Below are 16,765 nucleotides of genomic sequence, written 5' to 3' on the forward strand. Positions count from 1 at the left end.
GCCGCTTTTGAGAAAAGATAGACATACAGAAAAGGGGATAGGGGAAATGAAGAAGTTTTTTAAAAGCGCAGCGGTCTCTGCGGTCGCAATCTCATTATTGTTAACAGGCTGCTCATCAGGCAGTAACACAGCATCATCTGAAAAAAAACACGAAAATGTGTCGTTTGATAATGTGCCAAAACGGTTCGCTAAGGGGCAGGGTGCCAAAATCAAAGTCATCCGAAAGATCGGCGGGGATGATCATACGGCACAGTTTTTGGCAGGAGCGAAGGCCGAAGGGGAAGCGCTCGGTTTTACTGTGGATATCTATACGGCCAACGGAGATACAGCGAAGTTCCACGATGCGATTGCCCAAGCGGCCAATGAGGACTATGACGGCTTCATTATTTCTCATGGAGATGATGCGGCGACAATCAATGATATCCAAAAACTCAGAGAAAAAGGAAAGAGTGTCGTGACTTTTGACTCTAATCCGGACCTCGCGAAGGTGGATGGCGTGACACTGACATCCCAGGACGATGAAGCATTGGCCAAGCTGGCACTGGACAAGCTTGTGAAAGAACAAAAAGGCAAAGCGAACATTGTGTACCTTTGGGTAGACGGATTCCCGCCAATGGTTCGCCGTAACGCCGTTTATAAAGAAACACTGAAAAAGAACCCTGGCATTAAAGAAGTGGAGCGCTTTGGCGTTGCATCAGCGGATACCTCCGTTCAAACGCAAAATGCGGTTACGGCCATGCTGAACAAGCATAAAAAAGGAGAGATTGATGCGATCTTTGCGACATGGGATGCATTTGCGATAGGAGCGGCTCGTGCCATTAAGGAAGCTGGCAGAGATGAAATCAAAATTTACGGCATTGATGTCTCGAACGCTGATCTCCAGGAAATTCAAAAGAAGGACAGCTCATGGAAGTATACTGCAGCCGTTGATCCCAAGCTGATCGGTGCAGTGGATATGAGAATCCTTGCCAAAAAAATTGCCGGTGAAAAAACACCGCAAAAATATGACCTGGACGCTTCACTCATTTCTCAAAAGGATCTTCAAAAATCCTCCGAAGGGGTAAATATGGTGAACCTCTCGAATGAAATTAAAGGGTGGGGACAATCAGATGCGTTTGAAGAAGACTGGATGGAGACATTGAAGGACCATTACAAAAAATAAGCATGCAAACACTCTCTTCGGCTAGCAGCAGAGAGTGTTTGCTTTGACGAAAGGAGACAGGCCGATGGCACTGCTCAAGATGAAGAACATAAGTATTGAGTTTCCCGGGGTAAAGGCGCTGAATGAGGTTGATTTTACAAGTGAAACCGGCCGTGTTCATGCACTGATCGGGGCAAATGGCGCAGGGAAATCAACACTGATGAAGGTGCTAACGGGTGCTTATACTCATTATACCGGCTCTGTTCAGATTGACGGGAAGAGCGTAGATATATCCTCACCAAAAGACGCGCTGAATGAAGGCATCCAGATTGTCCATCAAGAGGTTGATACCGTCCTGGTTCCCTATTTGACGGTAGGGGAGAATATCCTTCTGCATGGCCTGGTCAATGAAATGGGAAAAAAGCAGCTCGTTCGCTGGAAAACTCTCCACCAAAAAGCCTCACAGCTTTTGAAGGATATGAACATACAGGTGTCCTCCAAAAAGCTCGTCAGCGAACTGACGCTTGCCCAAAAGCAAATGGTGTTGATTGCGCGGGCTGTTTCGGCTCAATGCCGGTTTCTCATCCTTGATGAACCGACAGCTCCTCTGAGCCATGCAGAAACGCGTGAACTTTTCCGGATTGTCAGGGAGTTAAAAGCAAAAGATGTTGGCATTATTTTTATCTCTCACCGCTTGCCTGAGATCTTTGACATTTGCGACGACATTACCGTCATGAGAAACGGAGAAAAAGTTGCGGAGGAAGAAATTGCACAAAGCTCCATCAACCGCGTCATTGAGCAGATGTTGGGAAAAGCACTCGACGAGCAGTTCCCTGCCGTAAATGGTGAGACAGGTGAAACCCTGCTTGAAGTGAAGGGGCTTTCTGATAGGGAGAAAATAAAGAATTTGAGTCTGACCGTCCGTGCGGGGGAAATTGTAGGAATTGCCGGACTGGTTGGGGCAGGAAAAACCGAGCTGTGCAAAACATTGTTCGGAAGCACGGCCATCACCGCGGGGGATGTGCTGTTGAAAGGCAAAAAACTCAAGCTGAAGAGCCCGTATCATGCAGTTCGGCAGGGGTTGGCCCTTGTACCTGAGGAGCGGCGTAAAGAGGGGATTCTTGTAGAGGAAACGGTAGCTGCCAATTTGTCTGCTGCAAGCCTGGCTCAGTTTACCAAAGCATTTAGCTTTCTGAATCGCCGGGCGGAAAAGAGAAAATCACTTGAGATCATACAAACGTTGGGCATCAATACCCCGTCCGAGAAAAGCAAAGTACAGCATCTGTCGGGCGGGAACCAGCAAAAGATCGCGATTGGCAAGTGGCTGCTTGCCGATGCAGAAGTATATATTTTTGATGAGCCGACCAAGGGCGTTGATGTCGGGGCGAAACGGGATATTTTTGAACTGATTTCGGCCCTCGCCAAACGTGGAAAAGCAGTCCTTTACGCATCGTCAGAATTTCCGGAAATTCTGGGGATTACGAACCGGGTGTACGTCATGTATGACGGACGTACGGTAAAAGAGCTGGAAACCGTAAAAACCACCGAGGAAGAGCTATTATTTTACAGTACAGGAGGAAGGTAGATGGAGTTATCAAAACCGATACCCGCCAAGGCGGCTCCCAAAAAGAGGTTTGAGCTGTTTGAGTTTTTTTATAAATACGGAACGATCCTGACGATTCTTGTGTTGATCGGAGTGTTTACAGCCGCACATCCTTCATTTTTGCAGGGCCAAAACCTAATGAACATTTTGCGGTCCATCTCAATCGTGACCATCATTGCGATAGGCATTACCATCTCCCTGTCGGTGAATGGCTTTGATTTGTCAGTGGGATCGGTTGCTTCTTTATCCAATGCGATCGTCATTTCGATGTTCGTCTGGTTTTCACAAAACACGGTGGTTGCGATCTTCTCAGCCTTGGCCGCTGCCCTGATAGTAGGGATCATCAACTCGGTACTCATTGTAAAGGTGAAGATTCCGGATATGCTCCTGACGCTTGCCACGATGTTTATTATTCAGGGGATTGCGCTTACTTATACGAAGGGTGCGACCATCTCACAAAATATGGTTATGCCTGACGGAAGATTTGCGACCGGAAAAATTTCTGAGGCATTCCAAAAAATCGGCCAGGTTCCGTGGATTATTTTGATTATGGCGCTTGCCGTGGTGCTCGTCCATGTGCTTCTCAATTATACGAAGCACGGCCGCTATATGTATGTGATCGGAGGCAATGAAGAAGCGGCCAGGCTTTCGGGGATTCCGGTCAACAAGTATAAAGTGGCTGCCTACCTCTTGTCCGCACTTTTTGCTTCTATTGGGGGGATTGTTCTGGCATCAAGAGTAATGACTGCGGAAATCAATGCCGGTACGCCTTATCTCATGGACGGGGTTGCAGCGGCTTTCATCGGTTTTTCTGTTTTTGGAGCGGGGAAGCCCAATGCGTTCGGAACGCTCGTTGGCGCGATATTGATTGGTATCCTGCAGAACGGCCTCGTCATGATGTCTGTCCCGTACTATTCCATGGACATTGTAAAAGGAGCCGTACTCGCGTTTGCGCTTGCTTTAACCTACTATAAATTGAAAAAATAACAGATCAAGCCTGGAAGTTCTTTTTGACCTTCCGGGTTTTTTTGATGCTCTCGCAAAAAAATAAGGGTTTTTTTGATGCTCTCGCAAAAAAATAAGGGTTTTTTTGATGCTCTCACAAAAAAATAAGGATTTTTTTGATGCTCTCACAAAAAAATAAGGGTTTTTTTGATGCCCTCGCAAAAAAATACGACTGTCTGTCCATTCCCGGCATACCTTATGATAGGGAGTTCTAATCTCCACTAAGCAGGGATAGAGGATAGGCCAATGAAAAAACTCAATTTAAAGGGGCTTACGGGGGAAGTGGTCACCCGCTTCTCCCCTCAATATGATGAGGCAAGGCAGGAATGGAACCGTGCCGTGCAAAAGTTCCCTCTTGTAATCGTATATTGCAAAGTGGTCGATGATGTCCGGAATGCCATTCTTTGGGCACGGAAACATGAGGTGAAGATCAGAATCCGTTCAGGCGGCCATCATAACGAGGGCTATTCGGTGGGCAACGGTGTGATCGTCATCGATATCAGCCGGATGGACGGGATTGTTCTTAACAACAATGAGCAGCTCAAGATTCAGGGCGGTGTAAAAAATGAACAGCTTTACGAGTTTGTGGGTTCTCTTGGCTGCCCCTTTCCGGGTGGAGCGTGTACGACTGTCGGTGTCAGCGGGTATACTCTGGGAGGCGGATGGGGGTTTTCCAGCCGGTATTTGGGACTTGGATGCGACAGCCTGATTGAGCTGGAGCTGGTGGATTATACAGGCAGGGTATTGAAAGCAAACCAGAAGGTGAACCAGGACTTGTTCTGGGCATGCCGCGGAGCGGGCGGTGGCAATTTTGGGGTGGTCGTCTCTATGACGTTTGCCCTTCCGGAACCGGTCGGTAACATTTCTTTCGTCGAAATCTATGCGCCAAAAGCGGATGCAAAGCTGCAGGAGAATTTCCTCAACGCCTGGCAATATTGGCTGGAGGATTTGGACGAGAGAATGACGGCCAACGCCAGTCTATATAACTCACTGGAAGAGGGAACAGCCATCTACGGCCGGGGCTTTTTTTACGGGCCGCCTGAGGATGCGGCTAAGGTGATGGAGCCGCTGCTGATCAACGGTAAAGTACAGCTTTTTGTTAGATACCTTCCCTTCCTGGAAGCCGTTAGTGCTGTTGAGGCCACGTATCCGGAGTATGAGCGGTTTAAATCCACCGGAAGGTTTGTCTATCGGAAATTTAGCGAGCGGGAAATCCGGAATCTCGTGGGTCTGATTCAGAAGAGGGCGGAAGGTTCCATATCCGCCGGATTGACGGTGTATGCACTGGGCGGCAAGGTCAGTGACATCAACCCGTTTGAAACAGCGTTTTTTTACCGCCAGGCGGATTATATTCTGGGCATACAAACGATCTGGGAGGATCCGGGTTTCGAACCCGAAAACATTCAATGGATGAAAAAGCGGTTTCCCTATGTTAAATCCATAACAAAAGGATCGTTTGTTAACTTACCATACAGTCCGCTTCGGCATTATGAAAAAGCCTATTTTGGGTGGAATACGCCACGTTTAAAGAAAGTCAATAAAAAATACGACCCGTACAATGTGTTTTCCTTTCCACAGGGAATCAACCGGGCACCCAGATAGATCCAGCCTGACGTGCTGGATTTTTTGCTTTGAGTAAAAAAGGGGAACAGCCTGAAGTATCGAACTTATCTAGTAGATTATTTTGATGGGAGCGATAGATGATGGAACAATACTATACGCATTGGCTGAAACACCGCACGGTTCTGCACGAGCTTTTGGAAGAGGTTGGGCCGCAGCATGTGTTTTTTAAACCATGGAGCGATGGATTTGCCCTGGGCGATCTGGCGGTGCATATTGTAAGCTCTACGGATATGTTTCTCGAAACGATAAAAAAGGGGCGGTTTGTCTCACCGCGCACACCCCGTGAGTTTCAGACCATGGATGAAGTGCGTGAGATTCTTGGCGAATTCACTGAAAAATCAAAGCGGGATTTTCAGGAGCTGCATACGTCCAATCTGGAAAGAGAGATTGACATCTTTAAATATACCGCTCCTGGCAGCTACTGGCTTGAAAGCATGATTGACCATGAAGTCCATCATAAGGGACAGTTGTTTACTTACGCGCGCATGACCGGTGCGCAGAAGATGCCATTTTTCAAGCGGCTTCCTTCCCAGGCTGTAAACGATGGAGCCGCAAACAGGGAGGGATGATGGATGAATGGCTGCTTGATTACCTGGAATGTATGTTATCATTTTCGCTGTTCCGCCGCTTTTTTAAAGTAGAAAAAAAGGCAATGGAGTATTTCAGGTGTGCCAGTAAGGTGCTGGCGAAAGCAGGGCGTTCAATGTCCGGATTTTAAAGATTACGTATCCGATATAGTTGCCTATTACAAGGAAAACAGAAAGGATCCGGATAAATTGGTTTACATAAAGTAGGAGGTTCCAATGAAAGAATCCTGGAAAACCCGATGTGTCCGCTACGGCTTTAATTTGTTTCCTGCGTACCGGGGAACAGGAGCAAGGGTGATCTATATTGCTGAAGATTATTCGGAGATTACAATACAGCTTCCTTTAAACTGGCGGACCCGCAACTATGTGGGAACGATCTTTGGAGGGAGCATTTACGGGGCTGTGGATCCCATGTATATGTATATGTTCCTGAAACTGCTAGGGGACGACTATATCGTCTGGGACAAAGCGGCCTCGATTTCCTTCAAAAAGCCGGGGAAGAGTACCCTGTACGCTACATTCAAGGTTACCCCAGAGGAAGTTGAAGATGTGAAGCGGCAGCTTAAAAGCAGACACAGTCTTGATCGGATATACGAGGTCGAACTGGTGGATGAAACCGGACTTGTCCATGCGGTGGTGGAGAAAACCATTTACATCCGGAGGAAGGCCAGGGCTGACTCTGAAAACATAGTTTCGCTGCAAAAGTCATAAGGAGGCAGAATGATGTCAAAAGCAATAGAAGATTTAACAGTACAGGAAACGGTTAAAAAGATTGAAGATGTCATTAATGATAACCCCAGTCCGATTGAGGGAGTTCAGGCGGTATACCAGTATGACATCCCGGATGAGGACTATTCATTCCAGCTGCATATCAAGGATGGAAAAGCAGAGGTAAAGGAAGAGTTCACTGAACGCGGAGATTGCACGATCATCATTTCGTATCCGAACTTTAAAAAGATGCTACTCGGAAAATTGAACGGTACAGCGGCATTTATGATGGGGAAATTGAAAGTCAAAGGTGACATAAGCAAAGCGTTGAAAGTGGAGGCGTTGCTCGGCCAATATAACATGGAAGCGGAATTTGGGAAGATTTAAGCTTTACTCGTTATTTATTTAAAGCGCTTTCCTGGAAATGTGATTATATGCTGGAAAAAGCAGACGTGGTATGCGTCTGCTTTTTCATGTCTAAGGCTGAATTTTTGCGTTCTGCTGCTTCATGATTTCATTTTCGGCATCATAGATGAGCGTCGGGTTTTCGGGAGGATGCTGAAGTTCCCATGCAATGGTGCGTTTTAATCCTTCTTCAAACGACACAGTTTCTTTATATCCCAATTCATGACGTATTTTATCAGAGGAGAAAATCACATGCTGTTCCGCATTTATTCCCCAGCCAAAGCCTTCAGGAAGCTGATCGTCCGGCAGAACAATAACGTCTCCGCTCCAATTCATAAGAGTCGCAAATCTTTCAACCCACTCTCTGGTGGTCCATGCATCTTTTTCACCAACATTATAAACTTTGCCCGCCGCTTCCGGGTTTAGTATGGACTGAACAATGGCTTCTGCCATATTTTCCACATAGCCGCGTGTCCATCGCCAGTCGGCCAGACTCTTGGCCAGCAGGATATAAGGCCTTTGATCACTCATTGGTTTGATGAACGAATACCAGCGATGCTGGTGGTCATTTGGTCCGTAAACCGCAGGCAATCTCAAGATCGTGCCACCGATTCGGGGATGGCCCATCACGGTCTGCTCCACTAGTATTTTGTCATACATTCGTCTTTCTTGGGTTTCCGCAAATGCTCTGTGTGGATAAAGGTTATGGCGCAATTCTCCGTTTTCATCGATCGGAACGGGTTCAGCTTCTCCTGTTTCGGTTCTGTTCATCCGACCGAATGCCCGGTATACATCCTGCGAGCTCGCCACAATCACGCGCTTTACGATACCATCGAGCGTGTCAACCAGCTCTTTTGCCTGCAATTCGGTCAGACACATCATATCGAGCACCGCATCAGGCTTGATCTTCTGAATTTTGTCTCGATAGGAAGGTAAATTATTTCTGTCTCCCAGCATTCGTGCTACCTCAGGTGGCAGTTCTGCTTTGGTTTCTCCTCTGTGAAATACCGTAACCTTATGGCCAAGATCAACTAACCGTTTAATAATTGCGGGGCCCATGAATCGGGTACCGCCAATGACAAAAACATGCATAATCATTTCTCCTCTCCGTTTGGGGTATTTGAGGAAACCAGATCTTAACATAAAAATATTGTTTTACGTAAAATAATATTATTATGTTATTTTTGTTTTGTCAATATTTAACTTGAAAATGGAGACAGCCGTGTTCTTTTGTCTTCCTTGTGAATAGAGTACTAGTAATCACTTTTAAGAAGGTAGGACGAGCATGGCAACAACCATTCAAACCCGGACACAGTTCAAATTTGCGGCGAATGACAGCACTGTCAGCCTGATCCTCAAAAAGATCGCGAGCCTGCAGATTAACATTACCGCATTTAGCCTCGTAAAGGACAAGTTAAATACAGTCATTCTGGTTGTTGGACCAAGTGATGCCAACAATCAGAATGACAACCGCATGGTGCAAAGGATTTTGTCAGCAGGCAATGTCCCGTTTTACGAAAAGAATGTGATTCAAATCAATTTTGAACCTGGTATCCCCGGAGTTTTTCGTAAAATCTATAATGCTATTTACCGAAAAGTCGGGATAGAGGCCATCTATAACGGTGAAGATAATTCTCTCTACCTGAGTGTCTCAAACATCACACGTGCTATGAGGATTCTGCGAAAAACCCTTTCCTAGGCTCCCTGTTTCAGGGAGTTTTTTTGTTTGCCAATCCTTAGAGAGACGGACGGGGATATGGTACGATAGAATAGAAGAGGAACTATTACTTGTGGAAGAGGTTTTTGTAGCGAATGAGCGCATCCAAGAGAGGACCAACGGTGAACAGCTGGATTCTTTTTCTGCTCATGGTGGGAGCGTGTCTCTTTATCTATATTCAAACGGATATTGTGGAGAAGAAAAGGAATGTTCCGCTTCCGACCAAGCTTCATCCGGTGGTAGAAAAGGATAAAGACGAATTGATCAAAAGAGCAAAGGCCAAAGGGATTTCTATTGTCATTACCGACGGATTCAGGACGTTTGATGAACAGGATAAATTGTATGCGAAAGGCCGCAGTGATAAAGGCGATATTGTAACAACCGTCAGAGGCGGCGAATCTTATCATAATTATGGGCTGGCGGTTGACTTTGCGTTAAAGACTGCGAATAGGGATGTGGTCTGGGACATGCAGCGCGACAGCAATCACAACGGAAAAGCCGACTGGATGGAGGTGGTTGCCATTGCCAAAGATTTGGGATTCAGCTGGGGAGGGGACTGGGAGTTTAAAGATTATCCCCACCTTCAAAAAAACTTTGGCCTCTCCATTGAGGATTTGAAAAATGGAGAACGCCCTCCAGAACAAGAGTAGAGAAAGGGAACCAGAATGAAATCGTTACGAACAGAATGTGTACTCCCATATCCGGTCGACGTGGTATGGAAGGTGATCTCGGATACAGAAAAACACGCGCTGTGGAATCCGCAGATCGTTTCCATCAAAGGGGAGTGCAACAAAGGCAGCTCCTTGTCGGTATGTGTACGGTCACCAGTAGGAGGAGGCGTGCCTTTTCGTTTTAAAGCAAGTGTAAAAGACTTTGATTCCGGAAAGAAACTGGCATGGACAGGTGGAATTCCCGGCATTATGACAGGGTATCATTATTGGGAGCTCACGGGTTTGGGGGATCAGACCAGAGTGGTCCAAGGAGAGGTGTTTACAGGACTATTTACTTCGGTTTTGTCACAGAAAAGGATCGATACCATGCGGCCGGCTTATGAATCCGCGAATACGGGGCTTGAAGACTATCTGAAAAGGCATTTTTAGTTACGGCGCTGTCAAAAAGGCTGACTCCCTCAAGGGTGTCAGCCTTCTTGCTTACAGGTTTTTCAGCGCATCACTGATGGACTGCTCTCCGGATGTCAGGTCAAATCCACGTTTAAACGTGTTTTCCTCGGTTAATGCCGTGAATACGGTTTGGGCCACGTCCTCACGCGGAATGGAGCTTCTCTCCAAGTTTTCACCTGCCTGGACTTTTCCTGTTGCCGGTTTGTTCAGCAGGCCTCCAGGGCGTACAATCGTATAGTTCAGCTCGCTTGCTTCCAATGCCTTATCCGCATAGTGCTTTGCCACGTAATAAGGTTTGATTTTTTCGTTCCAGTTTTCACGGTTATGCGCCTGAAGGGCACTCACCATAACAAAACGGTTTACCCCCGATTGTTCGGCTGCTTCCATCACTTTCACCGCGCCATCTAGATCGACGAGCAAGGTTTTGTCTGACCCTGTGCTTCCGCCTGATCCGGCAGAGAAAATAACAGCATCATGGCCTTTAACGGCTGCTGCGAGGTCGTCCACACTGCCCTCAAGGTTGGCGACAGCGGTCTGGGCGCCGATCTTCTCAAGATCACCCGCTTGGTCAGGATTTCGAATCATGGCTGTAACCTCATGCTCTGGGCTGTCAGCGAGAAGCTTCACCAATTTTTGTCCGATCTGTCCGTTTGCTCCTACTAAAAAGACTTTCATGTACACACTCTCCTTTTCTATAGGATTGACAACTCACTTCAAAGTATTTCAAACGAGCCTGCTTTCTTCAAACTTCCTGCTCACTGGGGCAAAAAGAGCAGGGGCAATTATCTGTGGGCCAAAAGAAAAGCCGACGTTTGTTCAACGAAGTTCTTCTTCTCTTATATTGCATAATAATTCATGTGTAGTCATTACTTTTGCAAACTCTTCGTTCAAGGTGGCTAAGGAAACTTGATGTACCGTTTCAGCATCAAGGATTTTTCCATTGATATTCCTTAATTCGAAGGCGGCAGTGGCATCGGAAAGCAGAGTGGTTTTAAAACCGAGGTTGCCACTCATCCTTGTAGTGGTTGATATACAATGAGGGGTAGTTAATCCAGTGATGACCACTGAAATAATATCACTTTTTCTAAGATAACTTTCCAAATCCGTCCCGATAAAAGCACTGTTTACCTTTTTTGTAAATACGGGTTCGCTGCCGGCAGGCTTTACAATATCTTTTATCTCGAAGGTTTTATTGGATGGGTGGAAAAGTGAAGTAGGATTATCAGAATAGTGCTGAATATGAACAACAGGCCAATCCTTTGTTCTCCAAAGGTCCAGGAGCTCTTTTATATTTTCTTCTGCCATCAAATTATTTCGCTTACCCCATTTTTGATCTTCAAAAGCTTTCTGTATGTCTACCAGTATTAGGGCAGGGTGATTATTTCTTTTCATAGAATCCTCCTTGTTAAATTAAGTGTTCATCTATTATAGGAAAAGAATTGAAATTGTTACATGTGTTTATTAAAGTAGAATAACAATTTAACTTTAAAAAATGCGAATAAAATTAACTTTTACTTTTATTTTTGAGGAGGTATATGGGATGGATGAAATAGACAAGGAAATACTGGTTTGTCTTCAGGAAAACGGGAGACTTTCAATGACAGAGTTAGGGAAGAAAGTAAAGCTTTCTAACCCGGCAATAAATGAAAGGGTTAAAAAGTTGGAGGAAAGGGATATTATTTTAGGTTACAGAGCGGTCATTAATCCGGCAGCCGTTAATAAGGTGATAACGGCTTATATCCTGTACAACACAACAAGGTGTAAACCCTTTGTTTCTTTTTGTAAGGAGCATCCCGATGTCATTGAATGCAACCGATTGGCTGGCCAATACGATTATTTAATTAAGGTCGTAACAAAGTCTGTAAAAACATTGGAGGACTTTATTGATCGTTCGATGGAATACGGAAAACCCTCATCCTTAATAAATCTTTCATCTCCCGTCTCGAACAAAGTAATTCGAAATTTTTGAAATACATTCAACATAGACTTCTCTTCTTCTTTACCCCGTTATTTTGTTATGGACCCGGCTCCTGCCGCATAAACTGTGGAGTAGTCTGCAAATAGGAGGGATTTCGGTGTATTATGACCGGCCGGATACATCCATTCGAAACACCATCAGAGTGTATGGGGAAGGGACTGCTTATGCCGTGCCGGACCAGGCGCAACTTACCCTTGGTGTCATCACCGAGAATAAGGATGTCAGTGCCGCACAAAAGCAGAACAATGAAGTGATGAACCAGGTGATTCATGGTCTGATGACGATGGGCATTCCATCCAAAGACATCCAGACGTCGCTCTATCGGATTGATCCGCAATATAGTTATGAAAACGGACAGCAGCATTTAAAAGGCTATCAGGTGAATCATCAGCTTCAGGTTACCGTTCGGGATATAAGCCAAACCGGTGCCGTTATCAATATGGCTGTTAGCCAGGGAGCCAATTCTGTTTCGTCTATCCAATTTGTTGTGTCGTCACAGGATGCCTTTTATAATCAAGCGCTAACGCTGGCCGTTCAAAATGCTCAGCAAAAGGCGATGAATATCGCAAGGGATCTGGGTGTCACCATTAACCGCTACCCGGCAAAAGTGACTGAGTTACCCAAAAGTTCACGACCAGGCCCTGTCCCTTTTCAAGGAGCCATGCTGGCGCATGCGGAACCGGTGCCTATTCAAACCGGTGAAAATGAAATCACAGCAGCCATTGAGGCGGAATTTTTTTATATGCCATAAAAAGGAATGAGTTAGGCTCTTATTGAAGGGTTACCTAGCTCTTTTTTATGATGTAGTTAAGAAATGGGGGATAACCTTGAGTTCTCATGAGACGATTATTAAAGCCGAGCATCTGGTAAAACGATATGGAGACTTTTACGCGGTGAATGGTGTTGACTTTGAGGTACATAGAGGAGAAGTTTTCGGCCTTCTTGGTCCAAATGGAGCGGGGAAGACGACCACCCTTGAAATGCTGGTTGGGCTCCGAAAACCAGATGAGGGAACTGCGTGGATCGGGGAATTCGACATTCGGAAAGACCTGGAGCGGATTAAAGAGGTAATCGGTGTGCAGCTGCAGTCCACTACCTTGTTTGAACTCTTGACCGTTGAAGAGATTTTAAAAATGTATGCGAGCTTTTATCCGAAGCACATTTCAATTCCTGAACTAATTGAAGACATGATCCTGACGGACAAACGCAAAAGCCGGATCAAGAGCTTATCCGGAGGACAAAAGCAGAGGCTGGCGATTGCCCTTGCTCTAGTACATGATCCGTGGATCATTTTTCTGGATGAACCAACGACAGGTCTCGATCCGCAGGCAAGGCGGACATTGTGGGACATTGTCTTGAACCTGAAGCAAAAAGGGAAGACGATCATGCTGACGACTCACTATATGGATGAAGCGCATGTGCTGTGTGACCGGATTGCCATCATGGACCAAGGGAAGATGATCGCACTGGATACACCGGAAAATCTGGTGAAAAACCTTCAGTCAGACAGTGCGGTCGAGTTCCGTGTGGATGAGAATGCCCCTTTTCATTTGGAAGACATTAAAGGGGTGACACAAATCGGTGGACATAAAGATGTTCAGGTTCTATACACCGACAACCTTCAGGAAACGTTAACGAGCCTGATTGAGACCGCTTCGGAAAAAGGGTTAAAACTGACCGATCTGCAGACCCGTACCGCCACATTGGAGGATGTGTTTATTCACATGACAGGAAGGAGTCTGAGAGAAGGATGAAGGCTTATTGGCAGTTAACGCTTGCTCAGCTGCGAATTTTCCTGCGCAACCGGCAGGTGCTGTTCTGGACGCTTGCATTTCCGATCTTCCTCATGGTCATGCTTGGCTCCTTTTTAGGAAATGGGAACGGCATGTCGGTGACGATCGGCTATGTCGATCTGGATCACTCTTCCCAGTCCAAGCAGCTTGCGGGTGTTTTAAAGAAAAATGAGGCGATCTCCCTTGAGAAAGCATTCAGTAAAAAAGACGCGCTCGCCCAGCTGAAGCAAGGGGATGTCCAGCTCGTAGTAGAAGTTCCCAAGGGCTATGAAAAGAGAATGAAGGACTCCTCACAGAATGAAAAACCGTTTTCACTGCCTGTTTTTTATAATGAAACCGACATGGCCGTTTCCCAGATCGGCCAGCAGCTCGTTTACAATGCAGTAGATGCGGTTAGCAAACAAAAAGCAGATTATAAGCCAGCCGTCGTGATTAATCCAAAAGGCGTGGAGGCGCTCAATCTTCGTTATATCGATTTTCTCGTTCCAGGGATCGTGGCGATGATGATCCTGAGCAACAACATGAACGGAGTTGCAGGCCAGATTGCTTCGTGGCGTGAACGGGGCATTTTACGGAGGATGCAGGGAACCACTCTGAAGGCCCACACTTTCATTGCGGCTCAGATCACTGCACGTCTTATGCTGAACGGACTGCAGGCTTTGATCGTCTTGATGGTCGCACGTCTCGTATTTGACGTCGAGGTAAGAGGCTCGTGGCTGACGCTTATTAGTTTTGTCATCCTTGGAACGCTGGCATTTATGGCGATTGGCTTTATTATTGCCGGTATCGCGAAAACACCGGAAAGCGCCGGTCCGATTGCTGGATTTCTGTCGTTTCCGATGTTGTTTTTGGGCGGAGTCTTTTTCCCGATTAAAAACATGCCGGAATTTCTCCAGCCGATCGTTCATATCCTTCCAATAGCACATCTGACGACAGCGATGAGGGAGACGATGAACGTGGGGGCGTCATTTATGAGTCTGGGAACGGAGGCGCTCGTTCTTGGCGGCTGGATCATCGGTGCTTTTATTGTGGCAAGTCTGACCTTTAAATGGGAATAAGCAAATATCTTGCAGGAGGGAAATATGGAGAATCAAAATTTAAAAAACCACGCAAGGATACATCCTTTATATCATTTCGTGCTGCTGATTTTTGTGTTGGGCTCGCTTGGCACAGCTGTTACTTACTTCATCGATGCTTTGATTGAGTGGAGAAACATCAATCTGGCGGTCGTACTGCTTCTAATGGCCGGATCGCTTGTGGCCCTTTTCATGCTTGTACGGCTTTACCCGCTAAAAGCCCAGGACCGGGCCATTCGGGCAGAAGAAAACCTGAGACATTATGTGCTGACCGGCAAACTGCTCGACAAGCGGCTGTCCGCCAGGCAAATTGTCGCATTGCGCTTTGCGAGTGATGAAGAATTTCCTGCACTGAGTGAGAAAGCAGCCGAAAACAATTGGAATACGAAAGAAATTAAGGAGAAAATTCAGGATTGGCGGGGAGATTATTATCGAATTTAGTAAAAAATAGCTCATTGAGTGTTTTTATGCTGGTTTTTGGGCCCATCAGGCAGGCCAGGGGCTCAGTTGAAAGATGGTGGAACCTCATACGAGCCGAAATCGGGAACTAACTGTCCGGAATTTACTTTTTACTGGCGAGAATAAGAGATTTACTGGCCAAAAATGAAATTTTACTGTCCAAACCCGGATTATAGTAAACTGCTAATCAATCAAAAAAGGAAAGCCCGTGGGCTTTCCCTTTTTTTTTGCATCCTATTAAAATGGTATGATCGACAGCCCGACGGCGACCAGAATCATCACAAGGGTGGAGCCGCAAGCCCATTTCAGGAAGCCGCGCTGCAAATCTCCAAAGTCTTCGCCGACCATTCCCACTAGTAAATAGGTGGATGGAACGAGCGGGCTCAACAGGTGGACAGGCAAGCCCATCAGGGAAGCTCGTCCGATCATGGCCGGGTCGATGCCATATCCGGCAGCAGCCTTGGCAAGGAGCGGGAGCACTCCGTAGTAAAACGCGTCATTGGACATAAAGAAGGTAAATGGTGCACTGATGATGGCGGTAATGATCGCAAAGTGTGATCCAAGGCCATCAGGAATATGAGTAATCATGGAACTGGCCATCGCATCGACCATTTTCGTTCCTGTCAAAATTCCTGTGAAAATTCCAGCTGCGAACACCATCGTAACAACAGACAATGCATTATCCGCATAGTGTGCTACACGTTCTTTCTGGTCTTTTAGCTTAGGATAGTTCAGAGTGATGGCGATTGCAAAACCAACCATAAACAGCACAGTCGTTGGCAATAGTTCTTTAATCAAGGCAACCAGCAACAGAATGGTTAGCGCATAGTTGATTACAATAAGTTTCGGGCGTTTAAGCGCAAGGACCTCTGGGTCAATCGTTGCCGCCTGCATGGCCATCGTGCTGTAGTCAATCTCTGCCACACCAATTCGTTTCCGTTCTTTCTTACCAAGGACATAGGACATGAACAGCACAAAGATGACGCCGCCGATCATGGAAGGAATGACCGGAGTAAAAATGTCGGACATTTCCAGCTTCAGAGCGGTCATGGCTCTGGCGGTCGGTCCGCCCCAGGGAAGCAGATTCATAACGCCGGAAGCAGATACGGCAATACCCGCCAAAACGAGAGGTCGCATGCCAATTCGCTTATACAGCGGAAGCATGGCGGAAATCGTAATCATATAGGTGGTAGTTCCGTCACCGTCAAGGGAAATCAGGAGAGCAAGAACCGCGGTACCGATCGCAATCTTTACCGGATCGCCTTTGGCAATTTTTAAAATGCGTGAGATGATTGGATCAAATACGCCGGCATCGATCATAATGCCGAAGAAGAGAATGGCAAACAAAATCATGATTCCTGTAGGAGCTACATCTTTTATTCCTTGAAGAGCCATCGGTCCAATGTCTTTACCGAAACCGCCAATCAATGCAAAAATAACTGGGATCACCATCAGGGCGATCATGGCAGATAAACGTTTTGTCATAATTAAAAACATGAAAGTCAGGATTAATAAGAAACCTAATAATGCGAGCACGGTCTTCACCTCT

20 protein-coding genes are annotated in these 16,765 nt (G+C 46.3%); 16 read left to right on the plus strand and 4 right to left on the minus strand.

From position 1 onward, the window contains the following. Positions 1-46 precede the first annotated feature (46 nt). From BLT53_RS18560 to BLT53_RS18590, 8 genes are all read left to right on the plus strand, one after another. Positions 47-1,162, plus strand: a complete 1,116-nt coding sequence (locus BLT53_RS18560) for a sugar ABC transporter substrate-binding protein (RefSeq protein ID WP_090237300.1) — start codon at positions 47-49, stop codon at positions 1,160-1,162. Between the two features lie 64 nt (positions 1,163-1,226). Next, positions 1,227-2,726: a sugar ABC transporter ATP-binding protein gene (locus BLT53_RS18565; protein WP_244520505.1), complete on the plus strand. Its 1,500-nt coding sequence runs from the start codon at positions 1,227-1,229 to the stop codon at positions 2,724-2,726. Next, a complete protein-coding gene (locus BLT53_RS18570; protein ID WP_090237301.1) occupies positions 2,727-3,731 on the plus strand; it encodes an ABC transporter permease in 1,005 nt (334 codons plus the stop codon). Between the two features lie 264 nt (positions 3,732-3,995). Continuing rightward, positions 3,996-5,351 (plus strand): FAD-binding oxidoreductase, encoded by a 1,356-nt coding sequence (locus tag BLT53_RS18575; protein WP_090237303.1) that lies wholly within the window; start codon positions 3,996-3,998, stop codon positions 5,349-5,351. A gap of 101 nt (positions 5,352-5,452) precedes the next feature. Next, positions 5,453-5,941, plus strand: a complete 489-nt coding sequence (locus BLT53_RS18580) for a DinB family protein (RefSeq protein WP_244520506.1) — start codon at positions 5,453-5,455, stop codon at positions 5,939-5,941. Beyond that, the gene (locus BLT53_RS25175) at positions 5,941-6,090 is read left to right on the plus strand and encodes a hypothetical protein (RefSeq protein ID WP_170834426.1); all 150 of its coding nucleotides are present in this window, start codon (positions 5,941-5,943) and stop codon (positions 6,088-6,090) included. The genes BLT53_RS18580 and BLT53_RS25175 overlap by 1 nt, the downstream gene beginning before the upstream one ends. Before the next feature lie 85 nt (positions 6,091-6,175). Further along, complete coding sequence (locus BLT53_RS18585) at positions 6,176-6,670, plus strand: PaaI family thioesterase (protein ID WP_090237306.1); 495 nt, start codon at positions 6,176-6,178, stop codon at positions 6,668-6,670. A gap of 12 nt (positions 6,671-6,682) precedes the next feature. Beyond that, positions 6,683-7,054: an SCP2 sterol-binding domain-containing protein gene (locus tag BLT53_RS18590; RefSeq protein WP_090237307.1), complete on the plus strand. Its 372-nt coding sequence runs from the start codon at positions 6,683-6,685 to the stop codon at positions 7,052-7,054. Between the two features lie 90 nt (positions 7,055-7,144). On the opposite strand, the gene BLT53_RS18595 is transcribed toward BLT53_RS18590, so the two are convergent. After that, complete coding sequence (locus BLT53_RS18595) at positions 7,145-8,170, minus strand: NAD-dependent epimerase/dehydratase family protein (RefSeq protein WP_170834427.1); 1,026 nt, start codon at positions 8,168-8,170, stop codon at positions 7,145-7,147. Positions 8,171-8,357: 187 nt separating this feature from the next. Here BLT53_RS18595 and BLT53_RS18600 point away from each other — a divergent pair, with 187 nt between their 5' ends. The 3 genes from BLT53_RS18600 (at position 8,358) to BLT53_RS18610 (ending at position 9,889) form a co-directional block, all read left to right on the plus strand. After that, entirely contained in the window at positions 8,358-8,771 is a 414-nt protein-coding gene (locus BLT53_RS18600) for a hypothetical protein (protein ID WP_090237310.1), read from the plus strand. A gap of 113 nt (positions 8,772-8,884) precedes the next feature. Continuing rightward, positions 8,885-9,439 (plus strand): M15 family metallopeptidase, encoded by a 555-nt coding sequence (locus BLT53_RS18605; RefSeq protein WP_090237311.1) that lies wholly within the window; start codon positions 8,885-8,887, stop codon positions 9,437-9,439. Between the two features lie 15 nt (positions 9,440-9,454). Beyond that, the gene (locus BLT53_RS18610) at positions 9,455-9,889 is read left to right on the plus strand and encodes an SRPBCC domain-containing protein (RefSeq protein WP_090237313.1); all 435 of its coding nucleotides are present in this window, start codon (positions 9,455-9,457) and stop codon (positions 9,887-9,889) included. Positions 9,890-9,940: 51 nt separating this feature from the next. On the opposite strand, the gene BLT53_RS18615 is transcribed toward BLT53_RS18610, so the two are convergent. Both BLT53_RS18615 and BLT53_RS18620 read right to left on the minus strand, forming a co-directional pair. Continuing rightward, the gene (locus BLT53_RS18615) at positions 9,941-10,585 is read right to left on the minus strand and encodes an SDR family oxidoreductase (protein ID WP_090237314.1); all 645 of its coding nucleotides are present in this window, start codon (positions 10,583-10,585) and stop codon (positions 9,941-9,943) included. A gap of 141 nt (positions 10,586-10,726) precedes the next feature. Next, positions 10,727-11,302: a cysteine hydrolase family protein gene (locus BLT53_RS18620; RefSeq protein WP_090237316.1), complete on the minus strand. Its 576-nt coding sequence runs from the start codon at positions 11,300-11,302 to the stop codon at positions 10,727-10,729. A 148-nt stretch (positions 11,303-11,450) separates the two neighbouring features. Between BLT53_RS18620 and BLT53_RS18625 the strand changes: the two genes are divergently transcribed. The 5 genes from BLT53_RS18625 to BLT53_RS18645 all read left to right on the plus strand — a co-directional run bounded on the left by BLT53_RS18625 (position 11,451) and on the right by BLT53_RS18645 (position 15,198). Further along, on the plus strand, positions 11,451-11,879 hold the full coding sequence (locus tag BLT53_RS18625; RefSeq protein WP_090237317.1) for an Lrp/AsnC family transcriptional regulator: 429 nt from the start codon (positions 11,451-11,453) through the stop codon (positions 11,877-11,879). Positions 11,880-11,985: 106 nt separating this feature from the next. Continuing rightward, entirely contained in the window at positions 11,986-12,639 is a 654-nt protein-coding gene (locus BLT53_RS18630) for an SIMPL domain-containing protein (protein ID WP_170834428.1), read from the plus strand. Positions 12,640-12,715: 76 nt separating this feature from the next. Then, positions 12,716-13,642 (plus strand): ABC transporter ATP-binding protein, encoded by a 927-nt coding sequence (locus BLT53_RS18635; protein ID WP_090237320.1) that lies wholly within the window; start codon positions 12,716-12,718, stop codon positions 13,640-13,642. Continuing rightward, positions 13,639-14,739, plus strand: a complete 1,101-nt coding sequence (locus BLT53_RS18640; protein WP_090237322.1) for an ABC transporter permease — start codon at positions 13,639-13,641, stop codon at positions 14,737-14,739. Before BLT53_RS18635 ends, BLT53_RS18640 begins: the two co-directional genes overlap by 4 nt. A gap of 24 nt (positions 14,740-14,763) precedes the next feature. Further along, entirely contained in the window at positions 14,764-15,198 is a 435-nt protein-coding gene (locus tag BLT53_RS18645) for a DUF6526 family protein (protein WP_090237323.1), read from the plus strand. A 255-nt stretch (positions 15,199-15,453) separates the two neighbouring features. Here the strand turns inward: BLT53_RS18645 and BLT53_RS18650 are convergent, their stop codons facing one another. Further along, positions 15,454-16,752 (minus strand): CitMHS family transporter, encoded by a 1,299-nt coding sequence (locus BLT53_RS18650; protein ID WP_090237325.1) that lies wholly within the window; start codon positions 16,750-16,752, stop codon positions 15,454-15,456. Positions 16,753-16,765 lie beyond the last annotated feature (13 nt).

The organism is Fictibacillus solisalsi (genome assembly GCF_900103485.1).
GTDB classification, from domain to species: Bacteria; Bacillota; Bacilli; order Bacillales; family Fictibacillaceae; genus Fictibacillus_C; species Fictibacillus_C solisalsi.

Coding starts and splice junctions, on each gene's coding strand:
- BLT53_RS18610 (WP_090237313.1), top strand. CDS start 9,455: ATGAAATCGTTACGAACAGAATGTGTACTCCCATATCCGGTCGACGTG.
- BLT53_RS18615 (WP_090237314.1), bottom strand. CDS start 10,585: ATGAAAGTCTTTTTAGTAGGAGCAAACGGACAGATCGGACAAAAATTG.
- BLT53_RS18580 (WP_244520506.1), top strand. CDS start 5,453: ATGGAACAATACTATACGCATTGGCTGAAACACCGCACGGTTCTGCAC.
- BLT53_RS18605 (WP_090237311.1), top strand. CDS start 8,885: ATGAGCGCATCCAAGAGAGGACCAACGGTGAACAGCTGGATTCTTTTT.
- BLT53_RS18620 (WP_090237316.1), bottom strand. CDS start 11,302: ATGAAAAGAAATAATCACCCTGCCCTAATACTGGTAGACATACAGAAA.
- BLT53_RS18640 (WP_090237322.1), top strand. CDS start 13,639: ATGAAGGCTTATTGGCAGTTAACGCTTGCTCAGCTGCGAATTTTCCTG.
- BLT53_RS18625 (WP_090237317.1), top strand. CDS start 11,451: ATGGATGAAATAGACAAGGAAATACTGGTTTGTCTTCAGGAAAACGGG.
- BLT53_RS18575 (WP_090237303.1), top strand. CDS start 3,996: ATGAAAAAACTCAATTTAAAGGGGCTTACGGGGGAAGTGGTCACCCGC.
- BLT53_RS18595 (WP_170834427.1), bottom strand. CDS start 8,170: ATGATTATGCATGTTTTTGTCATTGGCGGTACCCGATTCATGGGCCCC.
- BLT53_RS18585 (WP_090237306.1), top strand. CDS start 6,176: ATGAAAGAATCCTGGAAAACCCGATGTGTCCGCTACGGCTTTAATTTG.
- BLT53_RS18590 (WP_090237307.1), top strand. CDS start 6,683: ATGTCAAAAGCAATAGAAGATTTAACAGTACAGGAAACGGTTAAAAAG.
- BLT53_RS18560 (WP_090237300.1), top strand. CDS start 47: ATGAAGAAGTTTTTTAAAAGCGCAGCGGTCTCTGCGGTCGCAATCTCA.
- BLT53_RS18645 (WP_090237323.1), top strand. CDS start 14,764: ATGGAGAATCAAAATTTAAAAAACCACGCAAGGATACATCCTTTATAT.
- BLT53_RS18565 (WP_244520505.1), top strand. CDS start 1,227: ATGGCACTGCTCAAGATGAAGAACATAAGTATTGAGTTTCCCGGGGTA.
- BLT53_RS18570 (WP_090237301.1), top strand. CDS start 2,727: ATGGAGTTATCAAAACCGATACCCGCCAAGGCGGCTCCCAAAAAGAGG.
- BLT53_RS18600 (WP_090237310.1), top strand. CDS start 8,358: ATGGCAACAACCATTCAAACCCGGACACAGTTCAAATTTGCGGCGAAT.
- BLT53_RS25175 (WP_170834426.1), top strand. CDS start 5,941: ATGGATGAATGGCTGCTTGATTACCTGGAATGTATGTTATCATTTTCG.